22 protein-coding genes are annotated in these 23,633 nt (G+C 71.0%); 17 read left to right on the plus strand and 5 right to left on the minus strand.

The genetic code is table 11. The features are described 5' to 3' along the window. Positions 1–9: 9 nt before the first annotated feature. The 5 genes from ACQP2F_RS23115 to ACQP2F_RS23135 all read left to right on the plus strand — a co-directional run bounded on the left by ACQP2F_RS23115 (position 10) and on the right by ACQP2F_RS23135 (position 2,286). A complete protein-coding gene (locus ACQP2F_RS23115; protein ID WP_433307275.1) occupies positions 10–861 on the plus strand; it encodes a P1 family peptidase in 852 nt (283 codons plus the stop codon). Positions 862–894: 33 nt separating this feature from the next. Then, positions 895–1,245, plus strand: coding sequence for an ArsR/SmtB family transcription factor (locus tag ACQP2F_RS23120; RefSeq protein ID WP_433307277.1), 351 nt, complete (start codon positions 895–897; stop codon positions 1,243–1,245). After that, a complete protein-coding gene (locus ACQP2F_RS23125; protein ID WP_433307279.1) occupies positions 1,242–1,874 on the plus strand; it encodes an SRPBCC family protein in 633 nt (210 codons plus the stop codon). Before ACQP2F_RS23120 ends, ACQP2F_RS23125 begins: the two co-directional genes overlap by 4 nt. Before the next feature lie 68 nt (positions 1,875–1,942). Beyond that, entirely contained in the window at positions 1,943–2,140 is a 198-nt protein-coding gene (locus ACQP2F_RS23130; protein WP_433307281.1) for a hypothetical protein, read from the plus strand. Next, positions 2,125–2,286, plus strand: a complete 162-nt coding sequence (locus tag ACQP2F_RS23135) for a hypothetical protein (RefSeq protein WP_433307283.1) — start codon at positions 2,125–2,127, stop codon at positions 2,284–2,286. The genes ACQP2F_RS23130 and ACQP2F_RS23135 overlap by 16 nt, the downstream gene beginning before the upstream one ends. On the opposite strand, the gene ACQP2F_RS23140 is transcribed toward ACQP2F_RS23135, so the two are convergent. Beyond that, entirely contained in the window at positions 2,281–2,589 is a 309-nt protein-coding gene (locus ACQP2F_RS23140; RefSeq protein WP_433307587.1) for a putative quinol monooxygenase, read from the minus strand. The two genes, ACQP2F_RS23135 and ACQP2F_RS23140, sit on opposite strands and share 6 nt — an antisense overlap. 212 nt (positions 2,590–2,801) lie before the next feature. Between ACQP2F_RS23140 and ACQP2F_RS23145 the strand changes: the two genes are divergently transcribed. From ACQP2F_RS23145 to yicI, 8 genes are all read left to right on the plus strand, one after another. Beyond that, a complete protein-coding gene (locus tag ACQP2F_RS23145; RefSeq protein ID WP_433307285.1) occupies positions 2,802–3,140 on the plus strand; it encodes a hypothetical protein in 339 nt (112 codons plus the stop codon). A 102-nt stretch (positions 3,141–3,242) separates the two neighbouring features. Beyond that, positions 3,243–5,729, plus strand: coding sequence for a glycoside hydrolase family 3 C-terminal domain-containing protein (locus tag ACQP2F_RS23150; RefSeq protein WP_433307287.1), 2,487 nt, complete (start codon positions 3,243–3,245; stop codon positions 5,727–5,729). A gap of 79 nt (positions 5,730–5,808) precedes the next feature. Then, positions 5,809–8,634: a beta-galactosidase gene (locus ACQP2F_RS23155; RefSeq protein ID WP_433307289.1), complete on the plus strand. Its 2,826-nt coding sequence runs from the start codon at positions 5,809–5,811 to the stop codon at positions 8,632–8,634. Positions 8,635–8,705: 71 nt separating this feature from the next. Next, positions 8,706–9,713, plus strand: coding sequence for a LacI family DNA-binding transcriptional regulator (locus tag ACQP2F_RS23160; RefSeq protein ID WP_433290544.1), 1,008 nt, complete (start codon positions 8,706–8,708; stop codon positions 9,711–9,713). A gap of 309 nt (positions 9,714–10,022) precedes the next feature. Then, positions 10,023–11,333 (plus strand): extracellular solute-binding protein, encoded by a 1,311-nt coding sequence (locus tag ACQP2F_RS23165; RefSeq protein ID WP_433290546.1) that lies wholly within the window; start codon positions 10,023–10,025, stop codon positions 11,331–11,333. 61 nt (positions 11,334–11,394) lie between these two features. Next, positions 11,395–12,288, plus strand: coding sequence for a carbohydrate ABC transporter permease (locus ACQP2F_RS23170; RefSeq protein WP_433290548.1), 894 nt, complete (start codon positions 11,395–11,397; stop codon positions 12,286–12,288). A gap of 1 nt (position 12,289) precedes the next feature. Then, positions 12,290–13,174 (plus strand): carbohydrate ABC transporter permease, encoded by an 885-nt coding sequence (locus tag ACQP2F_RS23175; protein WP_433290550.1) that lies wholly within the window; start codon positions 12,290–12,292, stop codon positions 13,172–13,174. Positions 13,175–13,183: 9 nt separating this feature from the next. Further along, positions 13,184–15,538: an alpha-xylosidase gene (yicI, locus tag ACQP2F_RS23180; protein WP_433290552.1), complete on the plus strand. Its 2,355-nt coding sequence runs from the start codon at positions 13,184–13,186 to the stop codon at positions 15,536–15,538. Positions 15,539–15,622: 84 nt separating this feature from the next. Here the strand turns inward: yicI and ACQP2F_RS23185 are convergent, their stop codons facing one another. Continuing rightward, positions 15,623–16,129 carry a GNAT family N-acetyltransferase gene (locus ACQP2F_RS23185; RefSeq protein ID WP_433290554.1) on the minus strand — a complete coding sequence of 169 codons (507 nt, stop codon included), beginning with the start codon at positions 16,127–16,129 and terminating at the stop codon, positions 15,623–15,625. Positions 16,130–16,244: 115 nt separating this feature from the next. Here ACQP2F_RS23185 and ACQP2F_RS23190 point away from each other — a divergent pair, with 115 nt between their 5' ends. Both ACQP2F_RS23190 and ACQP2F_RS23195 read left to right on the plus strand, forming a co-directional pair. Continuing rightward, complete coding sequence (locus ACQP2F_RS23190; protein ID WP_433290556.1) at positions 16,245–17,258, plus strand: carbohydrate kinase family protein; 1,014 nt, start codon at positions 16,245–16,247, stop codon at positions 17,256–17,258. Beyond that, the gene (locus tag ACQP2F_RS23195; protein ID WP_433290558.1) at positions 17,255–18,574 is read left to right on the plus strand and encodes a 6-phospho-beta-glucosidase; all 1,320 of its coding nucleotides are present in this window, start codon (positions 17,255–17,257) and stop codon (positions 18,572–18,574) included. Before ACQP2F_RS23190 ends, ACQP2F_RS23195 begins: the two co-directional genes overlap by 4 nt. A 14-nt stretch (positions 18,575–18,588) precedes the next feature. On the opposite strand, the gene ACQP2F_RS23200 is transcribed toward ACQP2F_RS23195, so the two are convergent. Continuing rightward, on the minus strand, positions 18,589–19,065 hold the full coding sequence (locus ACQP2F_RS23200; protein WP_433290560.1) for a CGNR zinc finger domain-containing protein: 477 nt from the start codon (positions 19,063–19,065) through the stop codon (positions 18,589–18,591). A gap of 105 nt (positions 19,066–19,170) precedes the next feature. On the opposite strand from ACQP2F_RS23200, the gene ACQP2F_RS23205 reads away from it, so the two are divergent. Continuing rightward, a complete protein-coding gene (locus ACQP2F_RS23205; protein WP_433290562.1) occupies positions 19,171–20,790 on the plus strand; it encodes an MFS transporter in 1,620 nt (539 codons plus the stop codon). Positions 20,791–21,005: 215 nt separating this feature from the next. Then, positions 21,006–21,635, plus strand: a complete 630-nt coding sequence (locus ACQP2F_RS23210) for a redoxin domain-containing protein (protein WP_433290564.1) — start codon at positions 21,006–21,008, stop codon at positions 21,633–21,635. Positions 21,636–21,945: 310 nt separating this feature from the next. Here ACQP2F_RS23210 and ACQP2F_RS23215 read toward each other — a convergent pair whose 3' ends face one another. Continuing rightward, complete coding sequence (locus tag ACQP2F_RS23215; protein WP_433290566.1) at positions 21,946–22,326, minus strand: hypothetical protein; 381 nt, start codon at positions 22,324–22,326, stop codon at positions 21,946–21,948. Between the two features lie 71 nt (positions 22,327–22,397). Further along, on the minus strand, positions 22,398–23,558 hold the full coding sequence (locus tag ACQP2F_RS23220) for a cellulose binding domain-containing protein (protein WP_433290568.1): 1,161 nt from the start codon (positions 23,556–23,558) through the stop codon (positions 22,398–22,400). Positions 23,559–23,633 lie beyond the last annotated feature (75 nt).

A 23,633-nucleotide genomic window follows, 5' to 3' on the forward strand; every position in this document is an offset into this window, starting at 1 on the left:
GATGGGGGCGTGAGTTCTCCGCAGCTGCTCTCGGCCCACGCCGGCCACTGGACCGGATCGGGCACCGGGGTCACCGTGATCGTGCCGCCGCCGGGGACGGTCGGGTCGGGGGAGGTGCGCGGGGGAGCGCCCGCGTCCCGCGAGTTCGCCCTGCTGGAGCCGTACCGGCTGGTGGACCGGGTGGATGCGGTCGTGCTGTCCGGGGGTTCGGCGTTCGGGCTCGCGGCCGGCGACGGGGTGGTGGGCGGGCTGCGGGCGCTCGGGCGCGGGTTCGCGACGCCGCTCGGGCCGGTGCCGATCGTGGTCGGCATGTCGATCTTCGACCGGTCGGTGGCCGCGGATCCGCCGTCGGCCTCCTCGGGGGCGCTCGCGTTCGAGGCCGCGTTGCGGGGTGTGCCGTTCACCACCGGGGCGGTCGGGGCGGGGGCGGGTGCGACGACGGGGAAGTGGCGGTCGCGGCTCGATCCGGGTGGGCTGGGGATCGCGTACGGCAGCGCCGGCCCGGCTTCGGTCTGCGCGGTCGTGGTCGTGAACGCCTGGGGTGACGTGCTCGCTCCCGACGGATCGCCGCTCTTCGCCGGTACGTCCGCGCTGCCGTCCGAGCGCGGTGCCGGGTTCAACACCACCATCGGCGTGCTGCTGACCGACGCCGCCCTCGCCAAGAACGACTGCTTCCTGCTCGCCCAGTCCGGGCATACCGGATTCGCCCGCGCTCTTCATCCGGCGCATTCCCGCTACGACGGCGACGCGGTCGTGGCGCTGGCCACCGGGGAGGTCGACGGCGCGGACCTCGACCTGATCCGGGCGGCGGCCGCCGACACGATGGCCGCGGCCATCCGCAACGCTGTATTTCGTGCGTGACTTATATAAGCCAGATCTGATAACGTACCGCCCATGCACGCGTTCGACGTGCTCGGAGACCCGGTCCGGCGCCGCATCCTGGAGCTGCTCGCCGACGGTGAGCGGTCATCGGGCGAGGTCACCGAAGTCATCCGGGCCGAGTTCGGCATCTCCCAGCCGGCCGTGTCGCAGCACCTGAGGGTGTTGCGCGACAACGGCTTCGCCACGGTCCGGCCCGACGGCGCCCGGCGGCTCTACGCGGTCGACGACACCGCGCTGCGCGAGGCCGACGCCTGGCTCGGCCGGTTCCGGCGGTTCTGGGCGCCGCACCTCGCGGCGATGGCCACCGAGGTCGCGCGCGGCAAACGCCAACGACGTATCGCAGACGAGGGGAACACCCGATGATCGACGTACGCCAGCAGATCAGCAACGTGCGGCGCACACTGGGCCACCGCACCCTGGAGGCGGGCGAGGCCCGGGTCTCCACCATCAGCCAGGTCTACGACACGGGCATCGACGACCTGTGGGAGGTGGTGACCCGCCCCGAGCGCATCGAGCGCTGGTTCATGCCGGTCAGCGGCGAGCTCAAGGAGGGCGGCCACTACCAGCTCGAGGGCAACGCCGGCGGCACGGTCACCTCCTGCGACAAGCCGCACGGATACACCGCGACCTGGGAGTACGGCGAGGAGGTCTCGTGGATCGAGGTGCGGCTGACCCCCGAGGGCGGTGGCACCCGCTTCGAGCTCGAGCACGTCGCCCACGTCAAGGACGAGTGGTGGGACCAGTTCGGCCCGGGCGCGACCGGCGTCGGCTGGGACGGCGGACTCTACGGCCTGGCCCGCCATCTCGACGACCCGTCGTCGGCGCGGCCGTCGATGGAGGGGCTGATGGCCTGGGTCGCCACCGACGAGGGCAAGGCGTTCTACCGGGCCAGCTCGGACGCGTGGGCGAAGGTCGCGGTCGAGGCCGGCGACGATCCCCGGGCGGCGGCCGAGCGGGCGGACCGGGTGTTCGCCTTCTACACCGGCAGCTGATCGGGGGCGCGGATCGGTCGGCCCCGCCGGTTCCCCGCGCCTCGGCCGCATCGACGTCGTGGTCTCGAATGCCGGCTCGGCCTGGTGGGCGGGGCCGGCGGATCGTCGAGCCCGGCGGCGCCCGCACGAACGTCCGGTACGGCGGATCGGTGCCGGCCGGGCGGATCGACGCCCACGACGGCACGCCCGCGGCCGCCGTCCGCCGGATACTCGCCGAGCGCATCACCCACGGCATGGCGATCCCGCCCGGATGGCCGCCGCGATGATCGCCTCGGTCGACGCCGTGCCCGCGCCCCGGCGCCTGGTCCTCGGCAGCGACGCCGCCCCGGCGATCGAGGCCGCGCCGGCGGCCCGCCTCGAGGACGCGCGTGCCCAGTGGGAGCCGGCCGTGGCGACCGGCGCGCCGCTATGACTCGGCGCTGGAGGCGCTGCTGTCGCCGAACGGGATGACCTCGGTCCAGCCCTCGACGAGCTCGTCCATCCGCTTCCCGAACTCCTGCACCGCCGGGTTCTTGGCGTGCTCCTCGAAGGCGGCGGCGTCGGTGTACGCCTCGTAGCCGTAGACCACGTCCGGCTCCCCGGGGACCTCCCACGCGTCGATCCGCAGCGTGCCCGGCTCCGACTCCCGGGCGCAGCGCGCGGACCATCGGACGATCTCCAGGAACGCGTCCCGCTTTCCCGGCTTGACCACGAATCGGACCAGCCCGCCGTACATGCCCACCTCCACAGATGATGTCCGTCGATGTTACCGGCGGATTTCGACTCGGGTGTGGACACGGGATCGGGGGACATCTATCGTGAGCGATACCGCCGATAATCGAAGCGCTTCGACAAATCGATTCAACACCGGCCTGCTGCGGCGCCCACCGCGCTGATCAGGCGATTTGCCGTGCTCACAAATAGATCCTTCGATGAGGAGAATCGCCCATGCGAAGGCGTTCCTTGGCGATGCTGGCGGCCGTCCTGCTGCTCGCGCCGGCCATTCCGGGCACCGCGCACGCGGACCCGGCCTATCCGTTCCGTGATCCACGTCTGCCGTTGCCGGTCCGCGTCGACGACCTGGTCGGGCGGCTCACGCTGGACGAGAAGATCTCGCTCCTGCACCAGTATCAGCCGGCCATCCCGCGGCTGGGCATCGACCTCTTCAAGGCCGGCACCGAGGCCCTGCACGGCGTCGCCTGGTCCAACGACATCGACAACAACGGCGCGGTGGTCCAGGCCGACGGCACCTCCTTCGCCCAGCCGGTCGGCCTCGCGAGCACCTAAGACACCGGCCTGATCAAGCGGGTCGGCTCGGCCGTCGGCGACGAGGCCCGTGGCTTCCACGCCAAGAACCCGCGGGTCTTCGGCCTGAACCTGTGGGCGCCGGTGGTCAACCTGCTGCGCGACCCGCGGTGGGGCCGCAACGAGGAGGGCTACTCCGAGGACCCGCTGCTCACCGGGGCCATCTCGACCGCGTACGGCGAGGGCCTCGAGGGCGGCGACCCGGCGCACCTCAAGACGGCGCCGACGCTGAAGCACTACCTGGCCTACAACAACGAGGCCGGCCGCGACGTCACCTCGTCCAACGTGCCGCCGCGGGTGCTCAACGAGTACGACCGGGAGGCATTCCGGCCCGCGCTCGGCGCCGACGCCGCCACCGGCGTGATGGCCTCCTACAACCTGGTCAACGGGCGACCGGCCACGGTGGACCCGGACCTCGCGACGATCGAGCGGAGCTGGAGCCACTACCCCCTCTTCAACGTCTCCGACGCGTACGCCCCCTACAACCTCACCGGTTCGCAGAAGTACTACGCCACCCAGGCCGAGGCCGACGCCGCGGTGATCAAGGCCGGGCTCAACTCCTTCACCGTCGACGACGCCAACGGCACGCCGACCGTCACCGCAATCAAGCAGGCCCTCGACCAGGGTCTGCTCACCGTGCACGACATCGACGTGGCGGCCGGGCAGGCGCTGAGCATCCGCTTCCGGCTCGGCGAGTTCGACCCCGGCGGCGGCCGGTACGGCACGATCGGCCCCGAGGTCATCAACAGCCCGGCCCACCAGCGGCTGGCCCGGGAGACCGCCGCCAAGGCGATGGTGCTGCTGAAGAACCAGGACAACGCGCTGCCGCTGAAGCCGGGCGGGAAGGTCGCGGTGGTCGGCCCCCTCGCCGGCACCCTCTACAGCGACTGGTACGGCGGGAAGCTGCCCTACCAGGTGACCGCCGTCGACGGCATCAAGGAGAAGGCGGGCAGTGTCGTCAGCTCGACCGGCTCCGACCGGATCGCCCTCAAGGACGTGGCCACCGGCAGGTACCTGACGTCGACCGGGAGCACGGACGCGGACGCCGTCGCGGTGACGGCCGGCAGCGCCACCGAGGCCGCGCAGTTCGACGCCGACGACTGGGGCCAGGACGTGCTGACTCTCAAGAACGTCGCCACCGGCAAGTACCTCGGCTACAACTGGGGACCGTTCATCACCCGGGACGACCAGCCCAACGGCTGGTACGTGCAGCAGCAGTTCAAGCTCGAGCCGCAGGCCGGCGGCACGGTCGCCGTCCGCTACGCCGGCTACGAGACGACCGAGAGCTGGTTCGGCCCGAACCGCTACCTGACCGTCGGCGTCGACGGCAAGCTGGCCCTCGGTTCCCCGGACGCGGCGGGCGCCGCCAAGTTCAGCAAGGAGGTGCTGCGCAGCGGCATCGACGAGGCGGTCGCCGCGGCGAAGTCGGCCGACACCGCGGTGCTCGTGGTCGGCAGCCAGCCGTTCATCAACGGCCGCGAGGCGCACGACCGCACCACGACGGCCCTCGGCGCCGGCCAGGAAGCCCTGGTCAAGGCGGTCCGCGCGGTCAACCCGCACACGATCGTGGTGCTGCAGACCAGCTACCCCGACACGATCACCTGGGAGCAGCAGCACGTCCCCGGCATCGTGTGGACGACGCACGCGGGCGCGGAGACGGGCCACGCGATCGCGGACGTGCTCTACGGCGACCACAACCCGGCGGGCCGCCTGACGCAGACGTGGTACCGCAGCGACCGCCAGCTGCCGCCCGACCTGCTGGACTACGACATCATCTCGTCCGGCCAGACCTATCTCTACAGCAGGCAGGCGCCGCTCTACCCGTTCGGCTACGGCCTGTCCTACACGTCGTTCCGGTACGGCCGGCCCACCGTGGGCCACGGCAAGGTCACCTTCACCGTGACCAACACCGGCCGGCGCGACGGCGACGAGGTGGTCCAGCTCTACACCCACCAGCGCACCTCGCGCGACGCCACGGCGGTCAAGCAGCTGCGCGCCTTCGACCGGGTGCACCTGCGGGCCGGCCAGACCAGGACCGTCTCGCTGCGGCTGACCGCCGGCGACCTCAAGCACTGGGACGTCACGCGCGGCCGCTGGGTGGTCGAGTCCTCGGTCTACGACATCATGGTCGGCGCCTCGTCGACCGACATCCGCGGGCGCACGACGTGGAACGTGCGCGGGGAGACCATCCCGGCCCGCGATCTCGCGCGGACGACCAGGGCGGAGAACTTCGACGCGTACGCCCCGGCGGTCAAGCTCGTGGACGAGTCGAAGGCCGCGGGAACGGCCGCCGGATCGTCGCGGGCCGGCGACTGGATCGTCTTCAGGGACGCCGACCTGCGGCACGCCGCGGCCTTCACGGCGAGCACCGCGGCGCTGACCGCCTCGACCGTCGAGGTGCGCCTCGACTCGCCGGCCGGCCGGCTGCTCGGCACCGCGCCGGTCGCCGCCACCGGTGACGTGTATCGCTACGCCACCACGACCGCGAAGCTGGCCCGGACCGGCGGCCGGCACGACGTCTACCTGGTCTTCGGTGGCGCGCTGCGGATCTCCACATTCTCCATTCGGTGAGAGGGGAACCCGCCCGCCGGCCTGGTCAGCCGGCGGGCGGGTCATCGAAGGTCCCGGGAGGCCCCGCATGAGAATCCACATGAGAATCCGCCGTGTTCTGCTCGCACTCGTCCTGTCCCTGGCCGGCCTGACCGGCCTGACCGGTCTCGCCGGTCCGTCGGCCGCGACGCCCGCCCACCGCGTCGCGTACGACCGATATTCGCTGCAGGTCGACGGCCGCCGCATCCTTCTTCAGGCGGCCGAGTTCCACTACTTCCGGCTACCGTCACCCGGCCTCTGGAGAGACGTCCTCGAGAAGGAGAAGGCGGCCGGCTTCAACGCGATCTCGGTCTACTTCTCCTGGGCCTTCCACTCGCCGGCCCCGGGCGAATACGACTTCACCGGCGTCCGGGACGTGGACCGTCTCCTTCGTACGGCCGAGGAAGTGGGTCTTTATGTCGTGGCCCGGCCCGGTCCCTACATCAACGCCGAGACCAGCGGCGGCGGCTTCCCGGCCTGGCTCAAGACGGTGCCGGGACGGGCGCGCAGCAGCGATCCCGGCTACACGGCGGCCTACCACGAGTGGCTCGCGCACATCGATCCGATCATCGCCCGGCACCAGGTCACCCGGGGCGGCTCGGTCCTGCTCTACAACGTCGAGAACGAGTACGCGGTGAACACCGACGCCGCCTACATGCAGGATCTGCAGGACACGGCCCGCACCGACGGGATCGATGTGCCGATCACGACGAACGACTGCTGCGACGCCGCATCCTGGTCGTCCACCTGGGGATCGGGGCCGGGCGCCGTGCCGATCCCGGGCGTCGACGACTATCCGCAGTCCTTCCAGTGCCGGGCGGCCGGCACGACGTGGGGCCCGTGGGGCGCCGGGGTCACCGAGCGGGTGCGCGACGACGCGCCGGTCTTCGCGGCCGAATATCAGGCGGGGGCGATCGACCTTGACAACGCCGGTTACGACGCCTGCCGCGACCTGACCGGAACCCCGTACACCAAGTACTTCCCGAAGGGCAACCTCATCCTCAGCGGCGCGACCGCCGTCAACCACTACATGGGCTTCGGCGGTACGAACTGGGGCTGGCTCGGGCAGCCCAACGACGTCTACACCTCGTACGACTACGGCGCCGCCATCACCGAGGCGCGGCAGCTGACCGCGAAGTACTTCGAGTACAAGCGGCAGGGGTACTTCCTGCAAGCGGTGCCGGCGCTGACCAAGACCGACGCGTCGGCGGCGCCGGTCGCGGCCGGGCTGGAGACGGCGGCGCGCACCAATCCCGACACCGGCACCCAGTTCGTGCTGGTGCGCAACGGTTCGACGGCGCCGGTGTCGTCCACTCTCCCGCTCGGCGGCACGTCGCTGGCGCTCACGCTGCCCGGTCACGACGCCAAGGTCCTGCTCAGCGGGGCCGACCTGGGCGGGCAACGGCTGGTGGCGTCGTCCTCGGAGCTGCTGACCACCGCGGCCGTCGGTGGGCGGGACGTCACGGTGCTCTACGGGTCGCCGGGCACGCCGGGCACGACCGTGCTGCGGTATCCGTCCCGCCCTTCGGTCCGCGTGCTCGCCGGCGCCGTCCGGTCCGCCTACGCGAACGGCGACCTCCGCCTCGACTACGAGCACCGGGGTCTCGCCCGGGTGTCGATCACCGGTGGGGGACGTCGCCCGCTGCTGCTCCTGCTCGGCACCGACGACACGGCGGCGCAGTTCTGGCGGGCCGGCACCGCTTCCGGGCCGGTCCTGGTCCGGGGGACCGCGCTGGTCCGATCGGCAACCGTCGCGCACGGCGTCGCCTCGCTGCGGGCCGACACAGATGCGGCGGGCGCTGTCGAGGTCTTCGCCGATGCTCGGCGGGTTGCGGTCAACGGCGCCGGCGTGCGCACCCGAACCACCGCGAGTGGATCACTGGAAGGCGGCCTGCCCGGGCCCCGCCGGGTTGTGCTGCCCGCGCTGAACGGGTGGAGGCAGCGGGCCGAGGCGCCCGAGGCCCAACCCGGCTTCGACGACTCCCGCTGGACGGTGGCCGACAAGTCCACGAGCCTGAGCACCTTCCCGCCGCTCACGCTGCCGGTGCTGTTCTCCGACGAGTACGGCCACCACGCGGGAAGCGTCTGGTACCGGGGGCGGTTCACCGGGACCGGCGCCGAGAAGACGGTGCAGCTCAACGCGATCACCGGCAAGCGCGGGAACTATCTGGTCTGGCTGAACGGGCGGTATCTGGGCAGTGCCGCCGGGGGCGTGCAGGCGGACTCGGACGCGCCGGCCAATCCGTCGCCGGGCGAGGGGCGGTTCGCCATCCCCGGCGGGCTGATCGAACCGGGCACAACGGCCGTCCTTTCGGTCGTGGTGCAGAACATGGGCAACAACGATGATTGGACGGCCGAGGACAGCCGGTTCCGCCAGCCGCGCGGCCTCGTCGGAGCGTCGGTCGACGGCGTCTCAGCGATCGCTTGGCGGATCCAGGGGCAGGCGCGGGTCGACCCGGTGCGGGGCGGGCTCAACAACGGCGGGCTGTTCGGGGAGCGGTACGGCTGGAGTCTGCCCGGCTACGCCGACCGCGCGTGGCCGGCCGCGACCTCGTCCGTCGCGCCGGGCGTGACGTGGCTGCGCACCGGGTTCGGGCTCGACCTGCCGCGGGGGCAGGACACGTCGGTGGCCCTGCGGTTCGACGGCGCGCCGCCGAACCGGTACCGGGTGATCCTCTACCTGAACGGCTGGAACCTGGGGCAGTACGGCGCGGCGATCGGCCCGCAGACCGACTTCGTGCTGCCCGCCGGCCTGCTGCGGCAGAACGGCCGGAACACGCTGGCCATGGCCGTCATCGCCGAGGAGCCGTCATCCGTGGCGACCCCGCATCTGGTGGTCGCCGGATCACAGCGCGGAGGTGTGCCCGTACCGGACGTGCCCGATTGATCAAGTAGGTAGTTAGGATTCCTGGCGAAGGGCGCATGATGAACAGCGATCGGGTCACGTGGGGAGGGCCGATGCCGACGATCAACGACGTCGCCCGGGCCGCCGGGGTGTCGCCCAGCACGGTGTCGTACGTGCTGAGCGGGCGGCGGCCGATCTCGGCGCAGACCCGGGCCCGGGTCCAGGCCGCCATCGCCGAGCTGGGGTTCCACCCGCACGCCGGTGCGCGGGCGCTGGCCAGCAGCAAGACCAACGTGGTCGCGCTCGTGGTGCCGCTGCGGGTGGACGTCAACGTGCCGGTCATCATGCAGTTCGCGACCGCCGTGGTGACCGCCGCCCGCACCCACAACCACGACGTGCTGCTGCTGACCAAGGACGAGGGCACGACCGGCCTCGAGCGGGTCGCCCACTCGACCATGGTCGACGCGTTGATCGTCATGGACGTCGAGAAGGACGACGTGCGCATCCCCGCGTTGCGCCGGCTCAAGCAGCCCTCGGTGCTGATCGGCCTGCCGCAGAACCCGGACGGCATCGTCTGCGTCGACCTCGACTTCGCCGCCGCCGCCAAGGAGACGCTCCGCCACCTGGCCTGGCACGGCCACCGCCGGATCGCGCTGGTCGGCCCGTCGCCGTCGGTCTACCGCCGCGGCACCAGCTACGCGGAGCGCTTCCTGGCCGGCTTCACCGAGGCGTCGGCCGAGCTCGGCCTCGAGACCATGACCCACCCGTGCGAGCCGGGGCAGGACGGCGTGCGCACGTGCCTGGCCGACATCGACGCCGAGCTGGACGGCGTCACCGCCCTGGTCGTCCACAACGAGGAGGCGCTGCGGCCCCTGCTCGACCAGCTCGGGGCGGCCGGCCGCCGCGTGCCCGAGGACATCTCGCTGGTCGCGGTCTGCCCCCGCGACGTGGCCCTGTCGATGCCGCTTCCGCTGACGTCGGTCGACATCCCGGCCCACGACGTCGGCGGCCTGGCCGTCGAGACCGTGATGAAGCTGCTCGACGGCCGCCACACCGAGCCGGTCCGCCTGCTCCCGCCCACCCTCGTCGAACGCGAGAGCTGCGCACCGCCGCGCGCCTGATCGGGGGACATCGGGGGCGCCGCGCGGGCGATCGACCGCGCCGGGGCGGGCTCGCCGTTAGGCTGGGGTGCGACGCCGGGGGCCATCGACGGGTGGCTCTGTGTCGGGTGGCTCGGCGACGAGCTCAGCGGCCCGATGGGCGGTCGTCAGGCGGCCGGTGGCGCCGGGTTCCGCTTCGTTGCGAAATCTCTTCGTCACACCGTTGACATCCATGCGCGGCGAACCCTAACGTCACCGGAAAGTCCCGCGTCGAAGCGCTTCGACGACGCTGTGTCGAAGCGCTTCGACGGATCCCACCCGGAGGACGGCATGTTCAGAAAACGAGCCGGCGCTGCCGCCGGCGCATTGTTGCTGGCGACGTCTCTCGCGCTGACCGCGTGCAGCGGTTCCGGCTCGGACGACGAGAGTGGCGGCGACGCGAAGACCCTCACGCTGTGGCACTACGAGGGCCCGACCAGCGCCATGGGCGTCGCCTGGAACAAGGCGATCGAGATCTTCAAGCAGAAGCACCCGGGCGTCGAGGTGAAGTTCGAGCAGAAGGGCTTCGAGCAGATCCAGCAGAACGCCCAGATGATCCTCAACTCCGACAGCGCGCCCGACATCATGGAGTACAACAAGGGCAACGCCACCGCCGGGCTTCTGTCGAAGCAGGGCCTGCTCACCGACCTGAGCGACGAGGCGGCCAAGCACGGGTGGGACAAGAAGCTCAGCAGCAGCCTGCAGACCACTGCCAAGTACGACGACCAGGGCATCATGGGCTCGGGCAAGTGGTTCGGGGTGCCGAACTACGGCGAGTACGTGACGGTCTACTACAACCAGGACCTGTTCAAGAAGTACAACCTGCAGGTCCCGGCCACGCTCGACGAGTTCACCAAGGTCATGGACGCCTTCGTGGCCAAGGGCGTGACCCCGCTGAGCGTCGGCGGCGCCGAGTACCCGGCCCAGCAGATCTTCTACGAGCTCGCCCTGTCCCAGGCCGACCGCGCGTTCGTCGACGACTACCAGCTCTACAAGAACAAGGTGGACTTCCACGGCCCGCAGCTGACCTACGGCGCCACCACGTTCGCCGACTGGGTCAAGAAGGGCTACATCGCCAAGAACTCGGCCGGCATCAAGGCCGAGGACATGGGCGTGGCGTGGGAGCAGGGCAAGTTCCCGATCCTGATCTCCGGCAGCTGGTGGTACGGCCGGTTCGTGTCCGAGGTCAAGAACTTCGCGTGGGGCACCTTCCTGTTCCCCGGCAACAAGCTGCACCCGGGTTCGAGCGGCAACCTGTGGGTGGTGCCGGAGAAGAGCAAGGCCAAGGCCCTCGCGTACGACTTCATCGACATCACCATGCAGCCCGAGGTGCAGAACCTGCTGGGCAACAGCGGTGGCCTGCCGGTGGCGGCCGACCCCGCCGCGATCACCGACCCCAAGAACAAGGCGCAGATCGAGGAGTTCAACAAGATCTCCGGCGCCGACGGCCTCGCCTTCTACCCGGACTGGCCGGCCCCCGGCTACTACGACGTGCTGGTCGGCGGCGTGCAGGGGCTGATCAACGGCTCGAAGACCCCGTCCGCGTTCCTGGACGAGATCGCCAAGCCGTACCAGGAGAACCTCGCCGACCTCGGCAAGTGACCGTCCCACGGGCGGCGGGAGCGATCCCGCCGCCCGCCGGGGAGGACAGAAGGGACGTCACATGGCGAGCAAGAAGAGCGGGTACGCGGTCTACCTGATCCCGGGAGTCGTGGCCTCGCTGGCGATCATCGTGGTCCCGCTGGTCATGACGGTGTACACCAGCTTCACCCGGTGGAACGGCGTCGGCGACCAGACGTGGATCGGCTTCGGCAACTACACGCGGCTGTTCGAGGACACCCTGTTCTGGTCGTCCTTCGGGCACATCATCCTGCTGATCCTGGCCATGGCGGTGGTGCCGACGCTGCTCGGCCTGGTGCTGGCGGCGGTGCTGTTCGACTACGTCGCCAAGAAGTTCAGCCACCGGTGGGCCTCGGTCTTCCGGTCCGGGTTCTACCTGCCGCAGGTCATCCCGGTCGCGGTGACCGGCATCGTGTGGGGCTGGATCCTGCACCCGGACTACGGCGCGCTCAACAAGGTCCTGGACTCGATCGGCCTGGGCGCGCTGGCCGAGAACTGGCTCGGCGATCCGCGGTACGCCCTCTACAGCGTCATGGCGATCATGATCTGGTTCCAGCTCGGCTACCCGATCGTGATGTTCATGTCCGGCCTGCAGCGCATCGATCCGTCGCTCTACGAGGCGGCCGACCTCGACGGCGCCACCTGGTGGCAGCGCTTCCGCAAGATCACGGTCCACATGATCCGGCCCGAGCTCTACGTGGTGCTGGTGACGACCACGATCGCGGCGCTCAAGATCTTCGGGCCGATCTTCGTGCTGACCCGGGGCGGGCCGAGCAACGCGACGCTGGTGCCCTCGTACTTCGCCTACAAGAACTTCTTCGAGAAGGCCCAGGTCGGCTACGGCTCGGCGATCTCGACAGTGCTCACCGTGATGATCATCGTGCTGGCGTTCGTGTTCCTGCGGCTGCAGAACCGGGCCGAGAAGGCGGGTGCCTGACATGACCGTGACCGCCTCGCCGCCCCGCGTCACCGAGGAGAAGGCCGCGACCACCGCGGAAAAGCGGAGAAACCCGCTGCGGTACGCCGTCCTGGCCGCCCTTCTCGTCCTGCTGCTCCTGATGATCGCGCCCCTGCTGGTCGTCGCGCTCAACGCGGTGAAGAGCCCGTCCGACTACGCGAGCCACGGGCCGCTGTCGTGGCCGGCCCACCTCTACTGGGACGGGATCGTCACCTTCTGGAACCGCGTCGACTTCGGCCATAAGCTCTGGAACAGCTTCATCACCAGCATCGTCGTGGCGGTTCTCGGCGTCCTGCTGAGCATTCTCAACGCGTACGCGCTGGGGATCGGGAAGGTCAAAGGGCGCGTCTGGTTCCTGGTCTTCTTCCTGGTCGCCAACCTGCTGCCGCAGGAGGTGCTGGTCTATCCGCTGTACTACCTGTCCAAGCAGGTCGGTCTCTACGACAACCTGATCTCGATCGTCATCATCTTCACCGTCATCCAGAGCGCCTTCGGGACGTACCTGCTGACCAGCGTGTACGCCGAGTTCCCGGGCGAGCTGCTGGACGCCGCCTCGGTCGACGGCGCCGGGAGGTGGCGGACCCTGTGGCGGGTCGTGGTCCCGGTCAGCCGGCCCACCCTCGGCGTGCTGTTCACCTTCTTCTTCATCTGGACCTGGAACGAGTTCTTCCTGCCGCTGGTGTTCCTGATCTCGAACGACAAGCAGACCGTGCCGGTCGCGCTCGGCGTGCTGCAGGGCGACCGCCTCATGGACGCGACCACCACCAGCGCCTCGGCGCTCATCGGCATCGTGCCGGCCATGCTCTTCTTCGTGATCTTCCAGCGCACGCTCACCCGCGGCATCACCGCCGGCGCCATCAAGTAAGGGATACGCATGAAGTTCACCGACGGCTACTGGCAGAAGCGCGAGGGGTTCGCCGTCCTGCACCCGGTACAGCTGCACGACACCGAGTCGGACGGCGTGACGCTCACCGCGTACGCCACCGCCCGCCGGGTGAAGAGCCGCAGCGACACCCTGGACGCCCCGATCATCACGGTCCGGGCCGAGGCGCTCGCGCCGGACGTCATCCGGGTGACCGTGGGGCATTTTCTCGGCGGCGTCGAGCGGGGGCCGAACTTCGCGCTGAACCGCGAGGACCACCCGGTCACGATCACCGAGCACGAGATCACCGCGGGCTCGCTGACGGCGCGCTTCAAAGCTTCCCCGGCGGCTTCCCCGGCGGTTTCGCGGCAAGACCCGGGCCAGGGGGCCGGTCACGAATGGGGGCTGGATTTCCTCGCCGACGGCCGGCGGCTCACCGGCAGCGGCGTGAAGGGCATGGGGATCGTGGACACCCGCGACGGTGCTCACTACGTACACGAGCAATTGGATCTCGGGGTGGGCGAAGCGGTCTACGGGCTGGGGGAGCGGTTCGGGCCGTTCGTCAAGAACGGGCAGAGCATCGACATCTGGAACGAGGACGGCGGCACCAGCAGCGAGCAGGCCTACAAGAACGTGCCCTTCTACTTCACCAACAAGGGGTACGGCGTTCTCGTCGACCATCCGGGACGGGTCTCGTTCGAGGTGGCCAGCGAGATGGTGTCCCGGACCCAGTTCAGCGTGGCCGGGCAGACGCTGTCCTACGTGGTGATCTACGGACCGACGCCGGCCGAGATCCTCCGGAAGTACACCGCGCTCACCGGCCGTCCGGCCCTGCCGCCGGCCTGGTCGTTCGGCCTGTGGCTGTCGACCTCGTTCACGACGCCGTACGACGAGGAGACGGTCACCCGGTTCGTCGACGGGATGGCCGAGCGCGACCTGCCGCTGAGCGTCTTCCACTTCGACACGTTCTGGATGCGCGAGTTCCACTGGTGCGACTTCGAGTGGGACCCGCGGATCTTCCCCGACCCACCGGGCATGCTGAAGCGCCTGCACGACCGGGGCCTGCGCACGTGCCTGTGGATCAACCCGTACATCGCGCAGCGGTCCGCTCTGTTCGCCGAGGGCCGGGAGAACGGGTACCTGGTCGTCCGGGCCGACGGCGACGTCTGGCAGTGGGACCGCTGGCAGGCCGGGATGGCGCTGGTCGACTTCACCAACCCGGCGGCCCGGGAATGGTTCGCCGGAAAATTACGGACATTGGTCGATATGGGGGTCGACGCGTTCAAGTCCGACTTCGGCGAGCGGATCCCGACCGACGTGGTCTGGCACGACGGCTCCGACCCGGCGCGGATGCACAACTACTACACGCAGCTCTACAACCAGGTCGTCTTCGACGTGCTGCGCGAGGCCCGGGGCGAGGGCGAGGCGGTGCTGTTCGCCCGCTCGGCCACCGTCGGCGGTCAGCAGTTCCCGGTGCACTGGGGCGGGGACAACTCGGCCACGTACGAGTCGATGGCCGAGTCCCTGCGCGGCGGCCTGTCGCTGATGTCGTCCGGTTTCGGTTTCTGGAGCCATGACATCGGGGGATTCGAGGGCCGGCCCGATCCCGCGGTGTTCAAGCGCTGGATCGCGTTCGGCCTGCTGTCCTCGCACAGCCGGCTGCACGGCAATCACTCGTACCGCGTGCCGTGGCTCTTCGACGACGAGTCGGTCGAGGTGCTGCGCAAGTTCACGCACCTGAAGCACGCCCTGATGCCGTACCTGTACGGCGCCGCCCGGGTGGCGCACGCCACCGGCCTGCCCGTGATGCGCCCGATGATCGTCGGCTTCCCCGGCGACCCGGCAGTGACCCATCTCGACCGGCAGTACCTGCTCGGCCCCGACCTGCTGGTGGCACCGGTCTTCGCGGAGTCCGGCGAGGTCACGTACTACGTTCCGGCCGGCCGGTGGACCCGCTTCGAGACCGGGACCGGCGTCGGCGACGCGGAGACCGGCGTCGGCGACGCGGAGACCGGCGTCGGCGACGCCGAGATCGTCGAGGGCCCGGCCTGGGTCACCGAGACGCACGGCTTCGACAGCGTGCCGCTGCTGGTCCGCCCGGGTGCCGTGCTGCCGATCGGCAGCCGCACGGATCGCCCCGACTACGACCACCGCGACGGCGTGACGTTGCGCCTCTACGAGCCGGCCGAAGGGGAGACCACTGTCGTCGTGGGCGACAGCACGTTCACCGTGACCCGGAACGGCACCGCCGTGCGCGCCTTCCGGGACGGGGCCGCGCTGCCGTGGCGGGTCGAGATTGTCGGCGGTGCGTCCGCAGACCTCGCCGCCGCCGAGTCCCTGTGGACGACCGAGCTGGAAATGTCGTAGGGGGTCGCTATGTTCGTCCCCACCCAGTAACGGGTGGGGACCAGTAGTGGGCCAGGTGCTGAGCGTGCGCGGGCCGGCCGCTGATCAGACGGGGGTGAACCCCACCCGCTCGTAGAGCCGTCGCGCGGCCGGATCGTCGGCGCCGAGCACGATCAGGTCCGCGCCGAGCCCCGCGGCGGCCTCGACCAGGGCCTCGGTGACGATCCGGCCGTAGCCGCGTCCGCGATACGGCACCAAGGTGGCCACGCCGGCGATCTCCGTGACCCCGGCGCAGACCGGAAGCACCATCCCGGCCGCGACCGGCCGTCCGCCCGCCCGCACGGTGATCGCGCAGCCGCCCTCCAGGTCGTACCGGAACGCCTCGGCCTGCTCGTCGCCGACCGGGGCCGCCGCCGGGTCGAACCCCCGCTCGTTGACGTCGAGGTTTTCCCGGATCAGCGCCGCCGGCGAGGTATGGCCCACCGTCACGATCTCGACGCCGGCCGGCCGGTGCGCCGGCGGGTGCGCCGGCACGGCCAGCATCATCAGGTCGTCGAGCTCGCCACCGTGATGACGGCGATAGGTGAGGGCCCGGTCGCGTCTGTCGTCCACTCCGCCAGCATGAAGGATGGCGTCATGGCCGCCGCGGTCGTTCGCGTCAGCAGGATCACGTTCCCGGCACGCCGTGATCAGTCCCCCGGGGGCAGGTAGGAAATAAGATCGCGGGATGGGGCTCGACCTCTTCGTTCCCGGCGTCGTCTACCTCGACATCGTCTTCACCGGCCTGCGCGAGCTTCCGCGGCCGGGCACCGAGGTCTGGGCCAACGGCATGGGCTCGTGCCCGGGCGGGGTGGCGAACCTCGCGGTCGCGGCCGCCCGCCTCGGACTGCGTACGGGTCTGGGCACCGCCCTGGCGACCGACGCGTACGGCGATTTCTGCGCCCAGATCCTCTGCACCCAGGAGAACGTCGACCTCACGGCCTCGACCCGCATCGAGGGGCACTCGCCGGTGACGGTGTCGCTCGCGTACGACCGCGACCGCAGCATGATCACGCACGCCCACCCGCCGCCCTTGAACGCGGATGGCCTGGTCGGGGCGCTCCCGGAGGCCCGGGCCGCGTCGGTGAGCCTCACCAAGGACCGGCTGCCGTGGGTGCGCAAGGCGCGCGAGGCGGGGACGCTGGTGTTCGCGGACGTGGGCTGGGACGCGACCGACGAGTGGCCGGCCGAGGCGCTCGGCATGCTCGACGACTGCTACGCGTTCCTGCCCAACGCGGTCGAGGCGATGCGCTACACCCGGGCCGGTACGCCGGAGGAGGCGGCGCGGCGGCTGGCCGGCCTCGTGCCGGTGGTGGTGGTCACGAACGGGGCGGACGGCGCGATCGCCATCGACTCGGGCACCGGCGAGATGGTGCACGCTCCCGCCGTACCCGTGGATGCTCTTGATCCGACCGGGGCCGGGGACGTCTTCATGGCCGGGTTCATCCTCGGCACGCTCAACGACTGGCCGCTCGGGCGGCGCCTCGCCTTCGCCAACCTGATCGCGTCGCTGTCGGTGCAGCATTTCGGCGGGTCGCTGTCGGCGCCGGGCTGGGGCGACATCGCCGACTGGTGGCGCACGTCCGGCGACCCGCGCTACGCGTTCCTCGACGACGTCATCCCGCGCCGCGAGCAGCGGAGGGTGCGGCGAGCGGGGGCGACGATCGCGCGGCTGTCGGACGCGCACGGGGGTGGCATGTGAGGCTGACGATCCTCGGCGGCGGCGGTTTCCGTGTGCCGCTGATCTACGGTGCCCTGCTCGGCCCCGGCAACCCCATCACCTCGATCACGCTGTACGACGTGTCGCACGCCCGCCTGGCCGCGATCGCGCGCGTGCTGACGGCTCAGGCCGCCTTCGCCGAGGGGCCGGCGCCGGACGTCTCCGTCACGACCGATCTGACCGAGGCGCTGACCGGGGCCCACTTCGTCTTCAGCGCCATCCGCGTGCACGGGCTCGAGGGCCGGGTCATCGACGAGCGTGTGGCCCTCGAGCAGGGTGTCCTCGGCCAGGAGACGGTCGGCGCCGGCGGCATCGCGTTCGGCCTGCGCACGCTGCCGGTCGCGAGCGCGCTCGCCCGCCGCGTGCGGCTGGTCGCCCCGGACGCCTGGGTGATCAACTTTACGAACCCGGCCGGCCTGGTCACCGAGGCGATGGCGGCCGAGCTCGGCGACCGCGTGATCGGCATCTGCGACTCGCCGGCGGCGCTCGGCCGGCGGGTGCTGCGCGCGCTGGGGCGGCCGGCGGGGACGGCCCGCCTCGCCTACGCCGGTCTGAACCACCTGGGCTGGCTCTCGGCCGTACGGGAGGGGGAAGAAGATCTCCTCCCGCGGCTGCTGGCCTCCGACGCGGCCCTCGCGTCCTTCGAGGAGGGACGCCTGTTCGGGCCCGAGCGCCTGCGCAAGCTCGGCGCGGTGCCCAACGAATACCTGCATTACTACTACGAGACCCCCGATCTGGTACGCGCGGAGCTCGCCGCCGTGGAGACCCGGGGCGAGTTCCTGTTGCGGCAGCAGGCCGGGGTCTACGCGGCGCTGGCCGAGCCCGGCGCCGACCCCCTCGCGATCTGGCAGTCGGCGCTGCGGCAGCGGGACGCGACCTACATGGCCATGGAGGGTCTCGGCGAGCGCGACGACGCCGAGGGCGGCGGCTACGAGGAGATCGCGCTCGCGCTGATGATGGCGCTCGCCACCGGCACGCCCACCGACCTGATCCTCAACGTGCGCAACCGCGGAACGCTGCCGATCCTCGACGACGACGCCGTGGTCGAGGTGCCGTGCCGGGTCGGCGCCGACGGCGTGCGACCGTATCCGGAAGCGGTCGTTCCCGGTCACGGCGTCGAGCTCGTGCAGCGCATCAAGTCGGTCGACCGCGCGGTGATCGAGGCCGCCGCGACCGGCTCGGCCGCGGTCGCGATGCGGGCGATGGCCTGTCACCCGCTGATCGACTCGGTTCCCGTGGCGCGCCGGCTCGTCGCGGAGTACCGGCGGCGGTTGCCCGAGCTGGCGTACCTGCGCTAGCTCTTTCCCGGCCGTCAGCTCTTTTCCCGGCTGCGGCGGCGGAAGGCGGCCGCGCGCGCCCGGTTCTGGCAGGTCAGGCAGCAGAACCGGCGCTTGCCGGCCGGGGATGCGTCGACGTAGACGTCCGCGCACTGGTCGTCGGCGCACACCCCGATGCGGCCCGGGTGCTCGGCCAGGTGATGCCGCAGGGCCAGCGCCGCCGACGCCCGCTCGGCCTGCGCCGGGTCGTCCACCGTCCACACCTCGGTCAGCACGCCGTCGACCTCGGTCAGCCCCGGCCGCACCCGCGTGCGATCGAGCAGCGCGGTGACCAGCGCGGCCCGCTCGCCGGCCGCGGTCGCCGCGAAGACCGGATGCAGCTCGTCGGCCAGCGCCGCGCGCACCGCGTCGGCGGCCGGCGGGCGCCCCTCGACCGCGCGCGGCAGCGTGCCCCACTCGTTGACGAAGCCGACCAGCTCCGCCGGCGAGATCACCGCGATCCGCGTGCCCATACGCCGAGCATAACGCACTAACCCGTTTCTTCGCGTTGCGAGCTGTCCCGCCCACCCGTAACGTGATGGATGACCTGATCGCGTTACGGAAAGGGAGGTGACGAGATGCGTGCCTGGATCGGTCTCGCCGTACTCGCGCTGCCGTGCCTGCTCGTCTCGCTCGACGCCGAGGTCCTCAACCTCGCCGCGCCCGCGCTCGCCGCCGACCTGCGGCCGACCGGCGTGCAACAGCTCTGGATCATGGACAGCTACGTCTTCGTGGTGGCCGGCGCGCTGATCGCCATGGGCGTCCTGGGCGACCGCATCGGCCGGCGCCGCCTCCTGCTGGCCGGCGCCGCCGCGTTCGGCGTCTCGTCGCTGCTGGCCGCCTTCGCCGCCACGCCCGCCCAGCTGATCGCCGCCCGCGTCCTGATGGGCCTCGCCGGCGCGTCGCTGATGCCGTCGACCCTGGCCCTGATCAGCGTGATGTTCCCCGACGCTCGTCGTCGCACGGTCGCCCTCGGCATCTGGAGCGCCAGCTTCTCCCTGGGCGGCATCGCGTCCCCGCTGATCGGCGGCGCCCTGCTGGCCCACTTCTGGTGGGGCTCGGTCTTCCTGGTCGCCGTCCCCGTGGTCGCGCTGCTCCTGGCTCTCGGCCCGTTCCTGCTGCCCGAGTCCCGCGACGGCGCCGCCACCCGCTTCGACCTGCCCGGCGCGCTGCTCAGCCTGTCCGCGGTCCTCCTTCTCGTGTACGGCGTGAAGCGCCTGGCCGCCTCGGGCTGGTCCCTGCCCTCCACGGCCGCCGTCCTGCTGTCCCTCCTGCTGGGCGCGGCGTTCCTGACCCGCCAGCGCCGCATCACCTTCCCCCTGCTGGACCTGACCCTGTTCCGCGACCGCCGGCTGACCGTGGCTCTGGCAGCCAACGCCTTGTCGTTCTTCGTCCAGTACGGCTCCCTGCTGGCGACAGCGCAGTACCTCCAGGTGGTGCTGGGCCTGTCCCCGATGAGGGCCGGCTTGTGGACGCTGCCCTCGGTGATCGCCTACCTGGCCGCATCGTTCCTCGGCCCCGCCCTTGCGCACCGCTTCCCGCGCGGCCGCGTGATAGCCCTGGGCTTGGCCGCGATGGCCGCCGGTTTCGCCGTCCTAGCCGCGATGGCCGCCGATCCGAGCATGCCGGCCGCGGTGGCCACTTTCCCGGCGGCGGCCTTCGGCGATCTGCCGGTCCTGGTCGTCGGCACGTGTCTGATCGCGTCGGGCTTGGCCCCCGTCTACATCCTGACCACGGAACTGGTCGTCTCCACGGCCGTCGCCGCCCCGTCGTCACCCGCAGGCGAGCCGCACCCGTCCCGGGCCGGAATGGCCGCCGCCGTGACCGAGACAAGCGCCGAGCTCTTCGGCGCCCTGGGAATTGCCATCCTGGGCTCGCTGGTCGTAGCCGTCTACCGCCACGGCACCGCCGACTTGCCGCTCCCCGCCGGGGGCACGCTGCCCGACGCCGCTTCCACCGCCGGTTCTCTCCCACCGGCAGCAGCGTCAGACCTGATGGCCCACGCGAACGCCGCCTACAGCACGGCCTTCACCGTGATGTCCTTGACCGCCGCCGCGCTGCTGGCAGCGACCGCGATGCTGGCCGCCAAGGTGCTGCACGCCCGCCCCGCCCGCCCGGCCGATGCCGCCAGTTCCGCCGATCGCACCTCTGCGGGCGCGCCGTTCCCCGACGCGGCGGCGGTGTCCCGAGCGCGCTGAGTCGACGACCGTGGAGGAATTCCCACCGGCCGGGAACGGGCAAACCATGCCGCACTCCCGGCCGGGGAGCCCTGCCGATTTGGCATATGCGCCCGCGATCGAGCACTGTGGAGGCGGCATTCGCACAGTCTGCGCCGCCGGTTCGCCTTGTGGCGCGCGCCGGGGTATGGTGGGTATTCCTATCGGGCAGATAGGTTTTAACGTGGGGAGACACCATGACGACGGCCGTCCATCGCCCGGCGGACCACGGGGTTGCGCCCGGTCGACCTCCTGCGGGCGGAGGATCGGTCCGCCGCGGTTCCGACCATGACGCCCTGCGCCGGCAGTTCGACCGCGACGCCATCTGGAACCGCATGGTCAAGCCCGGCGACCGCCTGCCGTCCGCCACGCTGCTCGAGGCCGACCTCGGACCGATCCACCTCGACCGCCTGCGCATGACCGGCTCGATCGTGCTCGTCTTCTTCCGCTATGCCTCCTCCGATCCGTGCAATGCCACCTTGTCCGCCTACGAGCACCAGTTGGCGCCCGCCCTGGCCGGCACGGACGCCCACCTGGTCGCCGTCAGCCCCCAGGTCCCGCAGCGGCTGGCCGACGTCAAGCGCCGCCACGAGCTGAGCTACTTCGTGGCCGCGGACGTCCGACACGCCCTGATCGACGCATTCAACCTGGGCTTCCACGAACCCGGCGCCGACGTGATCCTGGGTGCTCGCCGCTCGGTCCTTCCTTTCCCGGCCGTGGTGATAGCCGACCGCGCCGGCACGATCCGCCACGTCAAGGTCCAGCCGGACGGCGCCCCGCACCCGACACCGGCCGAGGTTTTGACCGCGGTCCGCGCCCTGCGATAGCCAGTAGCCCGGTGCCGCGGCGCGTCCCTCCCGCGGCGAGTCGGCACTGCGGCGCGTCACGCCGGCGGCGCGTCACGCCCGCGGACGCCGGGTTCGGCGTCGCGCCGGCCCGCGCTGGTCTCGCGCCGGCCCGCGCCGGTCTCGCGCCGGCCCGCGCCGGTCTCGCGCCGGCCCGCGCCGGCCCGCGCTGGGCTCGCGCCGGCCCGTGGCGGTCTCGCGCCGGTCCCGCTCCGGCCCGCGGCAGTTCCGCTCCGCGGCGCCTCCCACTCGCTGCCTCCCGGTCGCGGCGCGGAACTCGCACCGGTGCCGCTCAGCCGGCGAGCTGCTCGACGTGCACCACGGTGAGCGACCTCCCGTCCTGGTCGCGCTTCGCCCGGCCGGTCAGGCCCACCACCAGCGTGTCGTGCTGGTCGACCTCGTCGGGGGAGACGAACGTCAGCACGTCGGGATGGTGGCCGGTCACCACCCAGCCCGGCGTCTCCTCCAGAGTGATGGTGCCGAAGTCGGCGGCGGGAGTGCCGGTGCGCACCGGACCGAACTCCCGCAATACGTCAACCGCCCGCGTGGCCAGGTCGCCGGTGCCCGCTTCGGCGAACACGACGCAGGTGCCGTGCTCGAACACCACCCACGATTTGCCGTCCCCGGCGATGATGCTGCGCCAGGTGTCCACCAGATGATCCGAATCAGACATGCCGCGAGTATGCCGGACGGGTATGACAAAAACTCGCGACCGGGCGACGAGGGCCGCCCGGTCGCGAGACATCAGGAAATGGCGGCCGCGACCGACGGGTACCACCTGTTGGCGATCTTCACGTTGCCCGCGTCGTTCGGGTGCACGCCGTCGTAGGTGTCGATGGCGTCGTCGAAACCCGTCCACTGGTCGACGACCGTGATCGGCGAGGCGGTGGTCGTCAGGCCGGCGGCCCAGGCCGGGATCGCGGCATTCAGGGTGACCACGCGCGCCGCGCACTCCGTACACGTGCTGGGGTTCATCGGAATGATCTGCGCGACCAGGATCTTCATGTGCGGGTTCGAGGTGCGCATCTGAGAGACGAGCTTCGTGTACGCGGTGAGGATCGTCGAAGCCGGCAGATTGCTCCAGACATCGTTCGTTCCGAAGTGCATCATCACCACGTCCGGACGGGTGGCCGCGAGCCAGCCGACGAGCAGGTCCTGATTGGCCACGTTGGTGACCAGATAGCCGCCGTGCCCCTCGTTCTCCCCGTCGTAGGTGAACCCGCACCCCTGCGGCGGCAGCGTGCCCACGAAGTCGACCCGCGCGGCCGGCAGCTTCTGCCACAGCAGCGCCCGCCAGCATCCCGGCGAGCCGGTGATCGAGTCCCCGAGCGCCATGATCTTGACCGGAGCGCCGGACGGGGGAGTCGTAGGCGGAGTAGTGGGTGGCGTGGTGGGCGAAGTCGTCGGGGATGTGGTCGGAGAAGTCGTCGGTGGAGTGGCCGGGATCGTCGTCGGGGAAGTCGGTGGGGTGGTCGGGACCGTGGACGGCGGCGGTGTGCCCACGGCCCCGGTGCAGCTCACCCCGTTCAGCGTGAACGACGAAGGCACCGGATTGCTCCCCGTCCACGACCCGTTGAAGCCAAAGCTGACCGACCCATTCATCGGGATATTTCCGTTATAGCTGGCGTTCTTCACCGTAACGGCCGAGCCGGACTGAGCCACGGAACCGTTCCACAACTGAGTGATCGACTGCCCCGCGGCAAAGGTGAACCCCAGCGTCCACCCGCTGATCGGGTCGCCGAGATTGGTGATGTCCACGGCCGCGCCGAACCCGCCCGGCCACTGACTGGAGATCGTGTATCTGACCCGGCAGCCGGCAGCGGCCGAGGCCTGTCCGGCGGTGACGACGGCGGCCGTGGCCAGGGCCGTGCTCGCGGCGGCGAGAATCGCGACTCTTCGACGCATGGGTTCCTCCCGGAGAACCTCGGGACGTGGGTGGCGAACGCGGAGCTTGACGAACCGACCGCGACCGGTCAGTCT

Origin of the sequence: Actinoplanes sp. CA-030573 (assembly GCF_050951115.1) — a bacterium.
Lineage (GTDB): Bacteria > Actinomycetota > Actinomycetes > Mycobacteriales > Micromonosporaceae > Actinoplanes.